The following is a 15,941-nucleotide window of genomic DNA, read 5'->3' as shown; positions in this document are numbered from 1 at the left end:
TTGCCAGCCACCTTCAGCGCTACCCGGCCGCCGCGCCGCTGCTGCAGGACCTGCTCGCCGACTCGGCGCGACGCCTGCCGGACAAGGTCGCGCTCGTCTGCGACGGCCAGCGCCTGTCCTACGCCGAGCTGGAAGCGCGTTCGAACGCCCTGGCGCACGCCCTGGTGCGGCGCGGCGTGATCCGGGGCGACCGGGTGGTGGTGTTCTCGGACAACACCGTTCAGGCGGTCGTCGCTTACTGGGCGATCCTCAAGGCGAACGCGGTCGCATGCATGGTCAACTCGCAGACCCGGATCGAAAAGCTGACCATGATGCTCGCCGACTGCGGAGCGGCGGCGCTCGTGAGCGACGCGCGCCACGCCGCCACCTTCGTCGAGGCGGTCGGGCGCTCGCCGGGTGTTCGAACCGTGATCGTCAGCGGGGCGCTGGACGGCGAACGCTCCGCCCGGCTGACGGGCCTCGCCTCCTGGGACGACGCGGTCGCCGAGGGGCCGCGCGATGTTCCGCCGGCGAGGCTCAATCTCGATCACGACCTGTCCTCGATCATCTACTCCTCGGGCACGACCGGCGAGCCCAAGGCGATCATGCTCTCGCACCGCAACCAGCTGGTGGCCTCGGCCTCGATCGCCGCGTACCTCGAGAACGCGGAATCCGACGTCGTCCTGAGCGTCCTGCCCCTCGCGCTCACCTACGGCGCCTACCAGATGATCGCCGCGTTCCGCGTCGGAGCCCGGCTCGTGCTGGAACGCTCCTTCGCGTTTCCGGCGCAGGTCCTCGCCCGGATGGTGTCCGAGCGCGTGACCGGCTTCGCCGGCGTGCCGATGATTTTCGCGGTGCTGCTGCAGACCAGGAATCTGGCCGACTACGATCTGTCTCATATCCGCTACCTGACGAACGCGGCTGCCGCGTTGCCCGTGCCCCACCTGCTGCGCATCCGGGAGCTGATGCCGAAGGTGCGCTTCTTCGCGATGTACGGCCAGACCGAGTGCGCCCGGATCTCGTACCTGCCGCCCGAGGACATCGACCGCAAGCCCTCCAGCATCGGCATCCCGATTCCGAACACCGAGTTCTGGGTCGTCAACGAGGCGGGCGGGCGCGCCGCCCCGCGGGAGATCGGCGAACTGGTGGTGCGCGGGGCGCACGTCATGCGGGGCTACTGGGGCCGACCGGAAGACACCGCGCGCAAGCTGCGGCCGGGGCCGATCCCCGGGGAGTTCGTGCTCCACACCGGCGACCTGTGCTGGCTGGACGAGGAAGGCTACCTGTACTTCGTCAGCCGGATGGACGACATCATCAAGAGCCGCGGGGAAAAGGTCTCGCCGCGCGAGGTCGAAAACGCCCTCGCCGAGATCCCGGGCGTCGCCGAGGCCGCCGTCATCGGCGTCCCCGACGACATGCTGGGCCAGGCGGTCAAGGCGTTCGTGGTTCCCGCGGAGGGAGTCACGCTGACGGAGAAGCAGGTGAAGCTCGAGTGCGACCGGCGGCTCGAGTCGTTCATGGTGCCGAAGTACGTCGTCTTCGTCCCCGACCTGCCGCGCACGAGCGGCGGCAAGGTCAAGAAAACGGAACTCAAGTGACGGAACCCATGGAAACGAAACAGCGCATTCGCGAGTTCGTGACGGGCAATTTCTTCGTGCAGGACAAGGCCGGACTGACGGATTCGGCTTCCCTGCTCGATCTCGGCGTGGTGGACTCCACCGGGGTGCTCGAGATCATGGGCTTCCTCGAGAGCGCCTTCGGGGTGACCGTCGAGGACGACGAGATCGTTCCGGACAACCTCGACTCGATCGATCGCATCGCCGCGTTCGTCGAGCGAAAGCGTGTGGCCGGTTGAAACCCGTCCGCTCCATACGGGCGGACGTTCGACACCAGACCGAGGCCGCGGGAGACCCTGACATGGTGCGCGACACTCATTCGATTCGCAGGTTGCTGACGGCGGGCCTGGCGTGCGGCGCCCTCGCCGCGCTCGCGCTCGCGCCGGCCTCCGGTTGCGCGCGCCGCGACGGCGGCGGAGAGGAGAACGTGGAGATGGCGTCGTTTCGCGACGTTCCGGAGTCGTCGTGGGTCGCCCTGGCGGGCAAGCGCATCTATTTCGGCCACCAGTCCGTCGGCTCGAACATCATGCAGGGCGTGAGCGACCTGGTGCGGGACGATCCGAAGTTGGGACTGCGGGTGCTCGAATCGGTGCCTTCGGACAGCGGCGGCGCGTTCGTGCACGGCGACGTCGGCCTCAACGGCAAGCCGGCGCTCAAGACGGACGAGTTCGCCCACAACCTCGAGACGGGCGCCGAGGGACCGCTCAACATCGCGTTCCACAAGTACTGCTTCGCCGACATCGTGGACACGACCGATGTGGAGGCGGTCTTCCGCCACTACCGGGACACGATGGTCCGCCTGCAGGCGGAACGGCCGGGGATCACGTTCGTCCACGTCACCGCGCCCCTGGTGCGCGTGCAGTCGGGTCCGCGGGCGACCCTCAAGAAGCTGATGGGGCAGGCGCCCGGGCGCTACGCGTCGAACTTCCTCCGGGAAACCTTCAACGAGCTGATGCGGAAGGAGTACGCCGGCAAGCAGCCGCTGTTCGACCTCGCCGCGGTCGAGTCCACGCGACCCGACGGCTCGCGCGAAACCATTTCGCACGGCGGAAGGACCGCCTACGCGCTCTATCCCGGCTACACGGACGATGGCTCGCACCTGAATGCGGCCGGCCGGCGGCGGGCGGCGGAGGCGCTGCTTGTCGTGCTGGCCGACCTTCCACCCGGCCACTGAAGCCCGCGCCCCTCGCCCGGCGGCTTCGAGCGGACTCCACGGCGCGTGCACGGCGACCCCACCCGAACCGGACCTGCCCGTGAGCGATAGCGAACGACCGACGACCATTGTTCCGTTCGAGCCCGGCCGACTGGACGCCGTGCGCGCCTTCTCGGAACAGTACTGGTCGCGGCCCTCGGGAGACGACTACTACGTCTGGCGCTACCTCGCGCCGGTCGGGATCAGCCGCATGTTCCTCGCCCTGCGCGGCGAGGAGTGCGTGGGCACGCTGTTCGCGCTCCGCAAGACGTGGCGGCTGCGTGGGGCGCGCGTTCCGTGTCTCGAGGTGTTCGACTGGCACGCGCTCGCCGAAGTGCGCGGAGCGGGCGCCGGAATCCGGCTGATGCGGGCGATGATGCGCTCCCCGGAGCGGATCTTCTCGATCGGCGGGACGGCGGACGTTCATTCGACCCTGCCGCTCATGCGCTGGACGCCGCTCTCCACCGCGCTCGCCTTCGAACTGCCGCTCAGCGCGTCGCTGCTCGGCGATCGGCTGCACCGCTCCCGCGGCGTCCCGCGGGCGGCCGCCCGGGCCCTGTTCGTTCCGCTCGTCGGCCCGATGTTCGCACCGCGCCCGATCGCCCCTCCCGGACGCGGTGAGGTCGTGGAGTCGGACTCGCTCCCGCCGGAAGTCGCCTCGCTGTACGAAGGCGACACCGGCTACGACCTCGTGCAGCAGCCCGATCCGGAGGTGCTGGGCTGGCTCACCGCGAGCCGCTGGAGCGGGCGCTGGCGGTTCCTGCGGTTCCACCTCGACGGGCGTCTGCGCGGCTGGGCCATGACCCGGCTCTACGCCGGCAAGACCGGACTTCAGGGCTCGCTGGTCGAAGTCTTCGCGCCACGGCCGGAAGCCGGCCTGTACGCCTGGATGGTCGCCGAGGCCTGCCGCTTGCTCGCGGCCGCCCGCCCCAGCCGCATCCTCGCGCGGGCGACCTGCCCGGTGCTGCGCGCCGCGCTGGCGCGAAATCGCTTCCGCCGCTCGGGGGTGGACGCGCCGGTCTACAGCTGGCCCGCCTTCTCCGGCGACGTCCCATCGAGCCCCCACGTCACCTACCTGCATTCCGACGCGCCCATCCAACCCTACGATCACGCGCCGGAAGGGACGCACGAGTCGTGAGTCTGGGCGAGACGGAAACCGAACCGGCTGAGGCTCCCCGCAGCATGACGGGCACCGCGGCGCTCAACGCCGCGACCAGCCTCGGCGCCCGGGTGTCGGGCATGATCGTCGGCATCGCCCTGACGCCCTTCGTGCTGCACGGCATCGGCCGCGACCTCTACGGCATCAGCGCGGCGGCGGGCTCGGTGCTCGAGTACCTGTGGCTGCTGCGCGGCGGCCTCGGCACGGGGATGCGCCGTTACGTGACGGTTCACTTTCACGCCGGCGAGCGGGAGCTGGCGAACCGCTACTACGCGGCCGGCTTCTGGTGGGCTTCGCTCCTGCGCCTGCTGGTCGTCGGCACGGGCATCGCGCTCGCCCGGCTGCTGTGCGTGTTCATGAAGGTCGAGCCGAACCTCATGACCGACGCGGTCGGCGGGCTCGTGCTCATCTTCCTGAGCGCCGGAGCGATGGACGTCGGCGCGATCTTCGAGGTCCCGATCTACGTGACGGGACACACCTCGCGCATTTCGATCGTGCGCATCGCCGGCGCCCTGCTGCGCGTCGGCTTCATCGTGCCGGCCTTCCTGCTGTTCGTTCCGAGCCTGCGCGTCTACGCCGCCGCCGCGCTGCTCGCCGAGATCACCAGCACCGCGATTCTCGCCTGGGTCGCCGCGCGCGAACGGGTGGTTCCGCACGTCGTGCCGAAGCCCGACTTCGGGGTTCGCGAGGTGCGCAACGCGCTCTTCTCGTTCAGCGGCCTCAGCCTGCTCTCGCAGGTCGCCGCCATCCTGTATCTCGCGACCGACAACCTGCTCATCGGCCGCTTCTACGGTCCGGCGCGCGTCACCGAGTATTCGCTGGGGACCCGCTGGGCGCCGATGATCCAGGGGTTCCTGTGGGCGGGGGTGTCCGCGCTCACTCCGCTGCTCACGCAAATGGAAGCGAAGGGCGACCTCGAGCGCACCCGGGCGGTGGTCGTGCGCGCCGCGCGCGTCATCACCGCGTTCGCCGTGCCCATGTGCCTGGTGCCGTGCGTGCTGGGCGACGTCTTCCTGACGCGCTGGGTCGGGGCGGAGTACGCGCACTGCGTTCACTACATGTGGGCGATGCTGCTGCCGATGCTCGTGGGTTTTCCGCTCGAACCCCTGTGGATGGCGATGATGGCGCGCGGGAAGATCGGCTGGATCGCGTTCGGAGACGTCGTCGCCGCGGTGCTCAATCCCTTCGTGAGCCTGCTGCTGGCGCTCCAGTTCGGCCTCGGACCGCTCGGCTTCGCGCTCGGCAACACGCTGGCGATCCTGGCCAGGAACCTCGTGCTCCGCCCGCTCATGAACCGCGGCGAGGAGGCGCTGCCGCCGATGCGGCAGGCGCTCGCGGCTCTGCCCCCGGCGCTGGCCGGAGGCGCTCCGGCGCTCCTGCTCCTGTGGTTCCTCAAGCCCTGGTACGGCGGATCGTTCGCGACCGTCGTCGGCGCGGGCGCGATCGGCGGACTGCTGTGCCTGACCGGGACGACGCTCGCCACGGTCGGCGTCGCCGACACGCGCAAGCTCGCCGGGTCGCTGCTCGCGCGCGTTCGCGGCAGGGCGTGACGCCGGCCGCAGGCGCTCGTCCGGCCCCGGCGACCTTGCCAGCGGAGACAGGCTCGTTCATCCTGCCGACGGTTCGTGTTCCGTGATGACCGAAGGAGACTCGCGATGCCCGCACGCAGGACCTTCCGTCCGAACGCCCGCCTCACCCAGCCCCTCGTCCGCGAGAACGGCCGCCTTCGCCCCGCTTCCTGGGACGAGGCGCTGGATCGCGCCGCCGCCGGGTTCCGCCGCGTCCACGACGCCCATGGCGCCGACGCCCTCGGGATCTTCAGCTGCTCGAAGTCGACGAACGAGGTGAACTACCTGGCCCAGAAGCTGGCCCGGGTCGCGTTCGGCACGCACAACATCGACAGCTGCAACCGGACCTGACACGCGCCCAGCGTCGTCGGTCTGGCGACGGTCTTCGGAGCGGGTGGCGGGACGAACTCCTACCGTGAGGTGGAGGAGACGGACGTCGTCTTCCTCTGGGGCTCGAACGCGCGCGAATCGCACCCCATCTGGTTCCACCACCTCCTCAAGGGCATCCATCGCGGGACCCGACTGTACGTCGTGGACCCCCGGCGGACCTCGTCCGCCCGCTGGGCCGATCGCTGGCTCGGTCTGGACGTGGGCAGCGATATCGCCCTCGCGAACGCCATGGCCCGCGAGATCATCGCCGTCGGGCGGCATCACCGCGAGTTCATCGAGCGCGCGACCAGCGGCTTCGAGGCGTATCGGGAAAGCGTTCAGCCGTACACGCTGGAGTTCGCGGAGCGCGCGACCGGAGTGCCGGCCGACGCCATCCGCGAGGCGGCGCTCGCGCTGGCCGCCGCCGACAAGGCGATGATCTGCTGGACGCTCGGGATCACCGAGCACCACGACGCGGTGGACAACGTGCTCGCGCTGATCAACCTCGCGCTCCTCACGGGTCACGTCGGGCGCTGGGGCAGCGGCTGCAATCCGCTGCGCGGGCAGAACAACGTGCAGGGCGGCGGCGACATGGGAGCCATCCCGAACCGCCTCCCCGGTTTCCAGGACATCCTCGAGCCGGCCGTCCACGAGCGCTTCGAGCGGCTCTGGGGGGTCAAGATCCCGGCGCGCCACGGCTGGAACCTGACCGAGATGCTTCGCGCCATGGAACGCGGCGAACTCCGGTCCCTGCTGGTGATCGGCGAGAACCCCGCCCAGTCGGACGCGGATTCCACCCATGTCACCGGGCTCCTCGAAGGCCTCGACCACCTCGTCGTGCAGGAAATCTTCATGACGCGCACCGCCGAGCTCGCCACCGTCGTGCTTCCTGCGGCCGCGACCTGGGTGGAGGGCGAAGGCACGGTCACCAACAGCGAGAGGCGCGTGCAGCGGGTGCGCCGCGCGGTGGACCCGCCCGAGGGCGCGCGGGACGAGCTGTGGATCCTGTCCGAGCTCGCGCGCCGGTTCGGGACCGACCTCGGCTCTCCGACCGCCGAGGAGGTGTGGAACGAACTTCGCACCGTCGCGCCCGAGTTCGCGGGTGGCATGAGCTACGCGCGGCTCGACGAGCTGAAGGGAATCCAATGGCCGTGCCCGGACGAGTCGCACCCCGGCACGACCTTCCTGCACTCGCGGCTCTGGGAGCAGCCCGTGGGCGGGCGGCGGGCGCCGTTCTCGTGCGTCGAGTGGGTCGGAACCTTCGAGAAGCCGGACGAGGAGTTTCCTCTGCTCCTCACGACCGGCCGCCGGCTCGAGTCGTACAACACCGGCGTCCAGTCGGGCGCCTACGATTCTCCCCTTCATCGCGGCGAGGCGCTCGAACTCTCGCCCGAGGACGCCGCCCGTTTCGGGATCGCCGATGGCGACCCGGTGCGCGTCCGTTCGCGCCGAGGCGAGGTCGTGGCCCCGGCGCGGGTGGACGCGGGCCTCCGGCCGGGGCTGGTCTTCATGACCTTCCACTTCCCGGACGACGTCGGCACGAACCAGCTGACGATCGACGCGGCGGACCCGAAGTCGGGCACCGCCGAGTTCAAGGCCTGCGCCGTGCGGATCGAACCCGTGGCGGCCGCGACGGGAGTGCGTTCCTGATGGACATTCGTCTTCTGGACGCGAACCCCACCGCCGAGGAACGTGCCGCGGTGGACGCCGTGCTGGGCCCCCCGCGCTCCGGCTGGGACGGCGGCGAACGCCGTGCCGCGAGGGACACGCGGATCGCGCACGGCGGCCGCGAACTGCGCGAGCAGCGCACGCTCCTTCTGCCCGCGCTGCAGGTGCTGCAGTCGCGCGCGGGCTGGGTGAGCGCGGGCGGGCTCAACTACGTCTGCGAGCGGCTCGGCGTCCCTCCCGCCGAGGCGTGGTCCGTCGCCACGTTCTACGCGTTGCTTTCGACCTCCCCGCGACCGCGGCGTGTCGTGCACGTGTGCGACGACATCGGCTGTCGCGCTCGCGGGGCCGGCGGATTGTGCGAGCGGCTCGAGCGCGAGGCCGGGCCGCCCCTGCCCCACGGCGACGCGACCGCCGCCTCCGGCTGGATGCGCTCACCCTGCCTCGGCCATTGCGACGCGGGTCCGGTCGCGCTGTACACGGAAGCCGGTCCGTCGCCGCGCGAGTTCCTGATCGGCGGAATCACCGCACCGTCGGTGGAGGCCATGCTCGCCGACGCCTCACGGGCCGCGGACGAGGGCGCCTTCCCGGCCATCCCGCAGCGCGGAGACCCGTCGCTCGTCCTGCTGCGCAGAGCCGGCGTGGTGGACCCCGCGAGTCTCGAAGCCTACCGAAGCGCGGGCGGCTACACGGCGCTGCCCCGCGCCCTCTCCATGGGCGCCGCCGCCGTCATCCGCGAAGTGGAGGCGTCGGGCCTGGTGGGCCGGGGTGGAGCCGCCTTTCCCACCGCACGCAAGTGGGCGGCCGTGCGCGCGCAGGGCGACGGCATCCGGCACCTCGTCTGCAACGCCGACGAATCCGAGCCCGGCACGTTCAAGGACAGCGTGCTGCTGTGCGCGGATCCGTTCGCCATCGTCGAGTCCATGACCATCGCGGCCTTCGCCGCCGGCTGCACGAAGGGCTGGCTGTACGTGCGGGCCGAGTACCCGCTGGCGTTCGACCGCATGTCGAACGCGCTCGCTCAGGCTCGTTCCGCGGGCTGGCTGGGCGGGAACATCGCCGGCTCCGGCTTCTCGTTCGACGTCGAGGTCCGCCGCGGCTCGGGCGCCTACATTTGCGGCGAGGAGACCGCGCTCTTCGAATCCATCGAGGGCCGCCGGGGCGAGCCCCGGAGCAAGCCGCCCTTCCCCGTCGAACACGGGCTCTTCGGCCGCCCCACCGTCGTGAACAACGTCGAGACGCTCGCCAACGTGCCCGCGATCGTGCTCTCCGGAGGAGCGGCCTTCGCCGCGCGGGGCACCGCGCAGTCCACCGGCACCCGGCTCTTCTGCCTGAGCGGCAACGTGAGCGTCCCCGGAGTCTACGAAGTGACGATGGGCACGACGCTGCGGGAGCTGCTCGCGCGCGCCGGCGGGGTGCCGCAGGGGCGGAAACTGCAAGCCGTGCTGCTGGGCGGCGCCGCGGGCACGTTCCTGACGCCGGGCGAGCTGGACCTGCCGCTGTCGCTCGAAGGCGCGCGCGCGGCGGGCGCGACGCTGGGCTCGGGCGTGGTGATGGTGTTCGACGATTCGGTGGATCTGCGCGACATCGTCCTGCGCATCGCCTCGTTCTTCCGCGACGAGTCCTGCGGACAGTGCGTGCCGTGCCGCGTCGGGACCGTCCGGCAGGAGGAGGCGCTGCAGCGTCTCGCCCGCGGTTGCGCCCGCGGATCGGCGCACGACGAGCTGTCGAGGATCGACGAGGTCGGCTCGCACATGCGGGACGCTTCCATCTGCGGCCTCGGACAGACCGCCTACTCGGCCGTCGAGTCGGCGCTGCGCAAGTTCGCGCTCTTCGGGCCCGCGCCCGCCTCGGTGGCCCCTGCGCCCCGGAAGGCTCCCCTCCGCCAGCCGGAATCGTCCGCCGCCGCGTCGGGGGTGAGCCTGACGATCGACGGACGCACGCTCGAGGTGCCGCGCGGCACGACGCTGCTCGAAGCCAGCCGCCGCCTCGGGATCGAAGTCCCGACGCTCTGCTATCTCGCGACGCTCCGGCAGGCCAACGCCTGCCGCCTGTGCGTCGTCGAGGTGGAAGGCGCGCGTGTGCTCGTTCCGGGCTGCTCGCGCGAGGTCGAGCCCGGCATGGTCGTGCACACGAACTCCGAGCGGGTGCGCCATTCGCGCCGCCTGGTGCTCGAGCTGCTCGGCTCGTCGGTGGACCTGTCCACGGCGCCCGGGCTCGCGCAACTGCAGCACGAGTACGGCTGCGATCCGGCGCGCTTCGGGCCCGCGGCCGCGGCCGGCGATCGCGACACGAGCGTGTCCGGACACCACGAACCCACGACCGGAGACTCGGCGGCGACGGTCGCGCAGCCCGTCAAGCTGGACAACGACCTCTACGTTCGCGACTACGCCAAGTGCGTGCTCTGCTACAAGTGCGTGGAGGCGTGCGGCGAGGATCACCAGAACACGTTCGCCATCGCGGTCGCCGGTCGCGGCTTCGACGCGCGCATCTCGACCGAGCTCAACGTCCCGCTGCCCGAGTCAGCGTGCGTGTACTGCGGCAACTGCATCGCCGTCTGCCCGACCGGCGCGCTCATGGTGAAGACCGAGTTCGACCTGCGCGCGGCCGGCCAGTGGCGGCCCGGGGAGCAGACCGTGACCGAGACCATCTGCGCCTACTGCGGCGTCGGCTGCCCGGTCCAGATGCACGAGCAGGACGGCCGGCTCGTGAAGGCCACCTCGCCGTTCGACAGCCCGATCACGCAGGGCAACCTGTGCGTGAAGGGCCGCTTCGGCTGGCAGTTCGTCCAGCCGCGCGAGGGCCGGTCGAAGGACTGAAGCTCAGCGCAGCACGACGATGCGTCGGGTGATCCGCCCGCCGCCATTGCGGGCGTCGAGGAAGTACACGCCGGGCGCCACCGACCCGCGCGCCGTCCGGTAGCGGGCGGAACCCGCCTCGACGCGACCGCGGAACAGCGAGAGCGTGACGCGTCCCATCACGTCGAGCAGCTCGAGCCGGGCCTCTCCCGCCGCCGGCCACTGCACCACGGCGTCCACGGAGCCCTCGCGGGCGGGAGAAGCGCAGCTGAGACGCAGCCCCGGCCGGCCGCCGCCCGGCGCGACGGAGGCGACGGCGGGGGCGCCCAGCTCGAGCCGCGAGCCCGTGCGGTAAACCCTCACGGCGGGAACCGTGACCACGCCCAGGCTGTCCGCCGTCACGAACCCGGAAGCGACCACGGCTTCGTCGGAAACACGCACGACCCGAAACGGCACGATCCCGGACGGCGCCACGGAAAAGGCCTGCAGACGCCTCGGGGTCACGTCCACGAGCGCGGACTCCGGGGCTGGAATCGTTCCCGTGGTGAGGGTGAGCGTTCGCAGCGTGAGCGTCGCCTGCCAGCCGACCGGGGTCTCGGATGGGATGTCCCACTCGAACGCACCGTTCAGCGTTCCGAGCGTGTCCCCGCTCGCGGGCGAGCCGTCCCCCGGATCGCCGTCGAGGTCGCTGTTCGACAGCGCCGGGAAACTTCGGTTGGTCCGGAATCGGTCGAGGTACGACGGATCCTGCATGGGGCTCCAGAGCGCGCCCTCGCTCCCGTGAACGCGATCGTCCCAGAAGAAGTACCCGCCGCGGCGGCGGCTCTGCATCGCCTGCCAGAAGCGGGTCTTCTCGGCCCAGCCGACGTTCACGTCCTTGCGGCCGTTGAAGATCAGCATGGGTGGAAGGTCCCGGATCTGAAGGTCGTCGGCGATGCGCGTTTCGTTCAGGAGTTGGTAGACCGGCGGACCCTCGGCGGTGGGAAGGTCGGTCGCGACGGTGCCCCAGAGCTGATCGGTGAAGGTGCGGAAGAATCCGCCGGGATTGAACCAGCAGTCGGGCTGGGGATCGTCGAGGAACGAATAGTCGAACTGCCCGATCACGGACATGAGCCCGGCGATCTTTCCGGGGCTGCGGAACGCCAGCTGCGAGCTGCCCATGCCTCCCATCGAATAGCCGTACGTGAAGACGCGCGTCGTGTCGATCCCAAAGGAGCGCCGTACCCAGTCGAGCGTCCAGTCCACGCGCCGCGCGGTGTAGCCCACGACGATTCCCGAATCGGGCGGCGTGTTGTTCTCCGAGTTCACGTCGTAGGCGGGGGAGTATCCGAACCAGAACGTGTTCTCGCCGTTGGGCAGCGCGTCGTCGGGGGCGAGCACCCATTCTCCGGGAAGGAAGGCGCCTCCGACCGCGTCGAGAAAACTTCCCCGGCGCGCGTGGAAGCCGACGACGAGCGGCGCCTGTGCGGGCGCGCCGCGCACCAGCCCGAAATCGAAGGCGAGCCCCGGAACACCGGCCATGGCGGGGAAGCCCGGCTCGTCCTGGTCCCAGGTCCACAGCGTCCAGACCTCCACGTCCCGACCCATGGCCTGCAGCGTCCGCTGGAGGACGGGTTGCGGAACCCCCGGCGATTCGGTCACCGGAGTCGTGAGCGCGTTCCCGCCCGGGACGATCGTGCGGTCCTCGGCGAACGCGCCGGGTGTCGAGGTGACCGCATACCAGGAGCTGCCCGGAACCTGGACGGTCCTCACGAACAGACCGTCCCCGGGGGCCAGATCGCCCGCCCCGGGATCGATCCGGTAGCCATGCACGCCCCCGGCGAGCACCGAGAATCTGCGGTCGCAGGCCGCGGAATCACCGACGCTGCCGAGCCGGGTCGCGGCCGCGAGGTCGGCGGGCGACTGGATCGGGCCGGGGGAAACGTAGACGTCGAAGCGCCATCCCATGCCGGGAGGCGCTCCCCAGCGGAGAAACGTCTGACCGTTGCGGTGAATGGCCGTGAGTCCGGAAGGCAGGCCCGAGACGGGTCCGCCCGGGGTGACGACGCGTGTCGCCAGATCCTCGTCGCTGGTGGCCGAGTTTCGGCCGTCGGACCAGAGCGCGAAGGCTCCACCACCACCGTTTCCCGCGAGACGCGGCTCCCGCTGTTCGCCCGCGTCGGTGCTGAGCGCCGCTCCGTCGAGCGGCCAGCCCGCCGCGACAGCTCCGGAGGCATCGAGCCGCGCGACATAGACGTCGGTGCCCGTCACCGCCGAGTCACGCTCGTCGCTCCAGGCCACGAACATTCCGCCCGCGGCGTCGGCGCTGAGCGAGGGTTCGAACTGCCGCCCCGCGGCCGTGCACACCGGCGCGCCGCCCGCAGGCCAGCCCGGGTAGACGGTTCCGGTCGAATCCAGCCGCTGGGCGTACAAGTCCTGCCCGCCGCCCCCGCCACGGTCCTCGTTCCAGACCAGGCGGAGTCCGCCGACATCGGATCGAAGGGCGACCACTCCCGACTGGGCGACGCCGCCGGGCGCGGCCGCCCGGCCACCCGCCGGCCATCCGGGCGCGCGAGCGCCGCCGGGCAGGAAGCGGCAAACGTAGACCTGCTGGGCCGGACCGCGGCGATCCTCCCAGGCCAGAGTCGCGCCCGCGATCCCGGGCACGAGCGCGGCGAGATGCTGGTCGTTCGGCCACGTGCACGCGCCGACCCCATCCGCGGGCCACCCTCCGGCCGGAGATCCCGCCGCGGTCAGGCGCTGCAGGCGGATGTCCACGTCTCCGTCCCGCTCGTCATCCCATGCCACGTAGAAGCCCCCCGCGCCATCGGGGCCGACGGCGGGCGTGGTCGAGTCGGCGACCGCGCTCGAAAGGAGCACGCCGGTCGCCGGCCATGCCGGATCGAGCGAGCCGGTCGGCAGCACATGGTGTGCGCGCAGTCGTCCCGGATCGAACGCGTCGTCCACCCACACGACGAACGCCCCGCCCGCTCCGTCGGGGGCGAGCGCCGGCCGGAGCTGCCAGCCGGGAATGGCGGTCACCGCGGTTCCGTTCACCGGCCAGCCTGCCGCGGGCAGGCCGTCGGATCCGAGCCGCAGGAGATAGATGTCGTATCCGAACTCGCTCACGCAACGATGGTCGGACCATGCCGCGATCGTTCCGCCCGTTCCGTCGGCGATGAGGGTGAAGTCGCGCTTGAGGCACGTCACCCAGGTCAGCGGCGTGCCCTGGTCGGCGCCGCCCGTGGAAGGGGCTCCCGAGCCGTCGAGCCGGCAGCCGTAGACATCCGTCGAATATCCCGAGCGGCCGTCGAGCCACGCCAGCCAGGCTCCGCCCGCCGGATTGGGAACGATCCGGGCGTCCCACTGCCGGCCGACCGCCGTGCAGACCGGCATTCCGCTGGCTCGGGAGGGCCCCGGACCCAGCGCGGCGCCGGCGAGGATCGCGAGCGCGGCGAGCGTGATGGAGTGGCGTGGAGGCATGAGCAGGAGGTGATTTCCGGAGCCGGCGTCCGCGGAACGGTGCGAGGACCCGCCCGTCACACCGCACAATCGTAGCGCATGGGGCGGGCCGAAGCGATTCGCTCGAGGGCTCGGAGTCGCGGACGTGATGCCTCCGCGGGACGTGGAGGCGCCCCGCGTGATCCCCCGTCCGCGAATGCCGCGGCCGCCACCGGCAGCCGGGAACGCGGACGGCGCCCGCCGCCCACTGGACAGCCGGGGGACTCCTGTCGTTTCTTGCCGGGATGAACGACTCCCCTGCCGTCCAACCCGACGCGCCCGCGCCCGGACGCGAGGACTTCATCCGCGAGATCGTCAAGGCGGACCTCGCCCGGGGGACTCACTCCGGGATCGTCACGCGTTTCCCGCCGGAGCCGAACGGCTATCTGCACATCGGCCACGCCAAGGCCATCTGCCTCAACTTCGGCATCGCCCTGCAGTTCGGCGGGCAGTGCAACCTGCGCATGGACGACACCAATCCGGCGAAGGAAGAGGTCGAGTACGTGGAGTCCATCCTCGCCGACGTCCGCTGGCTGATCGCCGGCTGGGCGGATGCGCACCTCGGCCTCAAGCCCGTGCACGCGGTGCCCGTGACGCGAACCGTGTCGGGACGCGCGGACTACTTCCAGCCGCCGGTCCTGCCGCGCGACCATCGCGGCGAGGCGCTCGAGCCGTTCTACGCCTCGGATTACTTCGAGCCGCTGTACGCCCTGGCCGTGCGCCTCATCGAGTCGGGCCGCGCGTACGTCTGCGACCACACCGCCGAGGAGGTGGACCGCATGCGGGGCGCGCCGGGTGAACCGGGCGAACCGAGCCGCTGGCGCGACCGTTCGACCGCCGAAAGCCTCGATCTGTTCACGCGCATGCGCGCCGGCGAGTTCCCCGACGGAGCCCGCACGCTTCGCGCCCGGATCGACATGGCGGCGCCGAACGTCTGGCTGCGCGATCCCGTCCTGTACCGCATCCGCCACGCCGCCCACCACCAGACGGGCGACGCCTGGTGCATCTACCCCATGTACGACTTCGCGCACGGCCTGTCGGACTACATCGAGGGCGTCACGCACAGCATCTGCACGCTCGAGTTCGTTCCCCACCGTCCGCTCTACGACTGGCTGCTCGAGGCGCTCGACCTGCCCCGTCCGCTGCCGCACCAGTACGAGTTCGCGCGCCTCAACGTCACGCACACGGTGATGAGCAAGCGCAAGCTGCTGCGTCTCGTTCAGGAGGGCGTGGTCCGCGGCTGGGACGATCCGCGCATGCCGACGATCGCCGCGATGCGCCGCCGCGGTTATCCGGCCGCCGCGCTCCGGGACTTCGTGGACCGCGTCGGGGTCGCGCGCCGCGAAAACCGCGTCGAGCTGGCGCTGCTCGAGCACTGCGTGCGCGAGGAACTCAACCGGCGCGCCGTGCGCCGGATGGCGGTGCTGCGCCCCCTCAAGGTCGTGATCGAGAACTGGCCCGCGGGCCGGGTCGAGCAGTTCGAGGCGGCGAACAACCCGGAGGACCCCGACTCCGGCGTTCGGCAGGTGCCGTTCTCGGGCGAACTCTGGATCGAACAGGACGACTTCCGCGAGGTGCCGCCGCCGAAATACTTCCGCCTCACGCCCGGCGGCGAGGTGCGCCTGCGGGCCGCCTACCTCATCCGTTGCACGGGAGTCGTGAAGGATCCGGCCACCGGCGAGGTGATCGAGGTCCGGGCCACGTACGATCCGCAGACGCGCAGCGGGAACGCCCCCGACGGCCGCAAGGTGAAGGCGACGATCCACTGGGTCTCGGCCGCGCACGCGGTGAGCGCGGAGGTGCGCCTCTACGAACCGCTCTTCCCGCAGGAGAACCCCGAGGAGACCCCGGCGGGCGAGGACTTCGTGTCGGGCGTGAACCCGGGCTCGCTCGAGGTGCTGACCGGCTGCCGGCTCGAGGGCGCGCTCGCCGACGTGACGGCCGGCACCGCGCTGCAGTTCGAGCGTGTCGGGTACTTCTTTCCCGACCCGGACTCGCGGCCGGGCGCTCCCGTCTTCAACCGCACGGTGACGCTCAAGGACGCCTGGGCCCGGATCGAGAAGCGGACGAAGGCCTGACGGCACCTCACGCGGGCCGGTCTCCCCGACCGCACCC

8 protein-coding genes and 1 pseudogene are annotated in these 15,941 nt (G+C 71.2%); 8 read left to right on the top strand and 1 reads right to left on the bottom strand.

Annotation, left to right across the window (positions count from 1 at the left end; all coding sequences use genetic code 11):
- Positions 1–38: 38 nt before the first annotated feature.
- The 7 genes and pseudogenes from IT347_01150 (at position 39) to IT347_01120 (ending at position 9,383) form a co-directional block, all read left to right on the top strand.
- Positions 39–1,577 carry an acyl--CoA ligase gene (locus IT347_01150; GenBank protein ID MCC6348182.1) on the top strand — a complete coding sequence of 513 codons (1,539 nt, stop codon included), beginning with the start codon at positions 39–41 and terminating at the stop codon, positions 1,575–1,577.
- Between the two features lie 8 nt (positions 1,578–1,585).
- A complete protein-coding gene (locus IT347_01145) occupies positions 1,586–1,834 on the top strand; it encodes an acyl carrier protein (protein ID MCC6348181.1) in 249 nt (82 codons plus the stop codon).
- Positions 1,835–1,896: 62 nt separating this feature from the next.
- Complete coding sequence (locus tag IT347_01140) at positions 1,897–2,769, top strand: hypothetical protein (protein MCC6348180.1); 873 nt, start codon at positions 1,897–1,899, stop codon at positions 2,767–2,769.
- A gap of 79 nt (positions 2,770–2,848) precedes the next feature.
- Positions 2,849–3,925: a hypothetical protein gene (locus IT347_01135; protein MCC6348179.1), complete on the top strand. Its 1,077-nt coding sequence runs from the start codon at positions 2,849–2,851 to the stop codon at positions 3,923–3,925.
- 44 nt (positions 3,926–3,969) lie between these two features.
- Positions 3,970–5,496 carry an MATE family efflux transporter gene (locus tag IT347_01130; GenBank protein MCC6348178.1) on the top strand — a complete coding sequence of 509 codons (1,527 nt, stop codon included), beginning with the start codon at positions 3,970–3,972 and terminating at the stop codon, positions 5,494–5,496.
- Positions 5,497–5,601: 105 nt separating this feature from the next.
- A complete protein-coding gene (fdhF, locus tag IT347_01125) occupies positions 5,602–7,533 on the top strand; it encodes a formate dehydrogenase subunit alpha (protein ID MCC6348177.1) in 1,932 nt (643 codons plus the stop codon).
- Positions 7,533–9,383: pseudogene (locus IT347_01120) on the top strand (NAD(P)H-dependent oxidoreductase subunit E). Before fdhF ends, IT347_01120 begins: the two are co-directional and overlap by 1 nt.
- A gap of 987 nt (positions 9,384–10,370) precedes the next feature.
- Here the strand turns inward: IT347_01120 and IT347_01115 are convergent.
- Complete coding sequence (locus IT347_01115; protein MCC6348176.1) at positions 10,371–13,808, bottom strand: hypothetical protein; 3,438 nt, start codon at positions 13,806–13,808, stop codon at positions 10,371–10,373.
- 263 nt (positions 13,809–14,071) lie between these two features.
- Here IT347_01115 and glnS point away from each other — a divergent pair, with 263 nt between their 5' ends.
- Positions 14,072–15,904 carry a glutamine--tRNA ligase gene (gene glnS / locus IT347_01110; protein ID MCC6348175.1) on the top strand — a complete coding sequence of 611 codons (1,833 nt, stop codon included), beginning with the start codon at positions 14,072–14,074 and terminating at the stop codon, positions 15,902–15,904.
- Positions 15,905–15,941: the final 37 nt, after the last annotated feature.

The sequence above is a fragment of the Candidatus Eisenbacteria bacterium genome (assembly GCA_020847735.1).
GTDB lineage: Bacteria > Eisenbacteria > RBG-16-71-46 > RBG-16-71-46 > RBG-16-71-46 > CAIXRL01.
This window is presented reverse-complemented; position numbering and strand designations above follow the sequence as displayed.

Bases quoted from the DNA above. Each gene is read 5' to 3' on its own strand.
- IT347_01130 (MCC6348178.1), top strand. From the start codon at position 3,970: ATGACGGGCACCGCGGCGCTCAACGCCGCGACCAGCCTCGGCGCCCGG.
- glnS (MCC6348175.1), top strand. From the start codon at position 14,072: ATGAACGACTCCCCTGCCGTCCAACCCGACGCGCCCGCGCCCGGACGC.
- IT347_01145 (MCC6348181.1), top strand. From the start codon at position 1,586: ATGGAAACGAAACAGCGCATTCGCGAGTTCGTGACGGGCAATTTCTTC.
- IT347_01115 (MCC6348176.1), bottom strand. From the start codon at position 13,808: ATGCCTCCACGCCACTCCATCACGCTCGCCGCGCTCGCGATCCTCGCC.
- IT347_01140 (MCC6348180.1), top strand. From the start codon at position 1,897: ATGGTGCGCGACACTCATTCGATTCGCAGGTTGCTGACGGCGGGCCTG.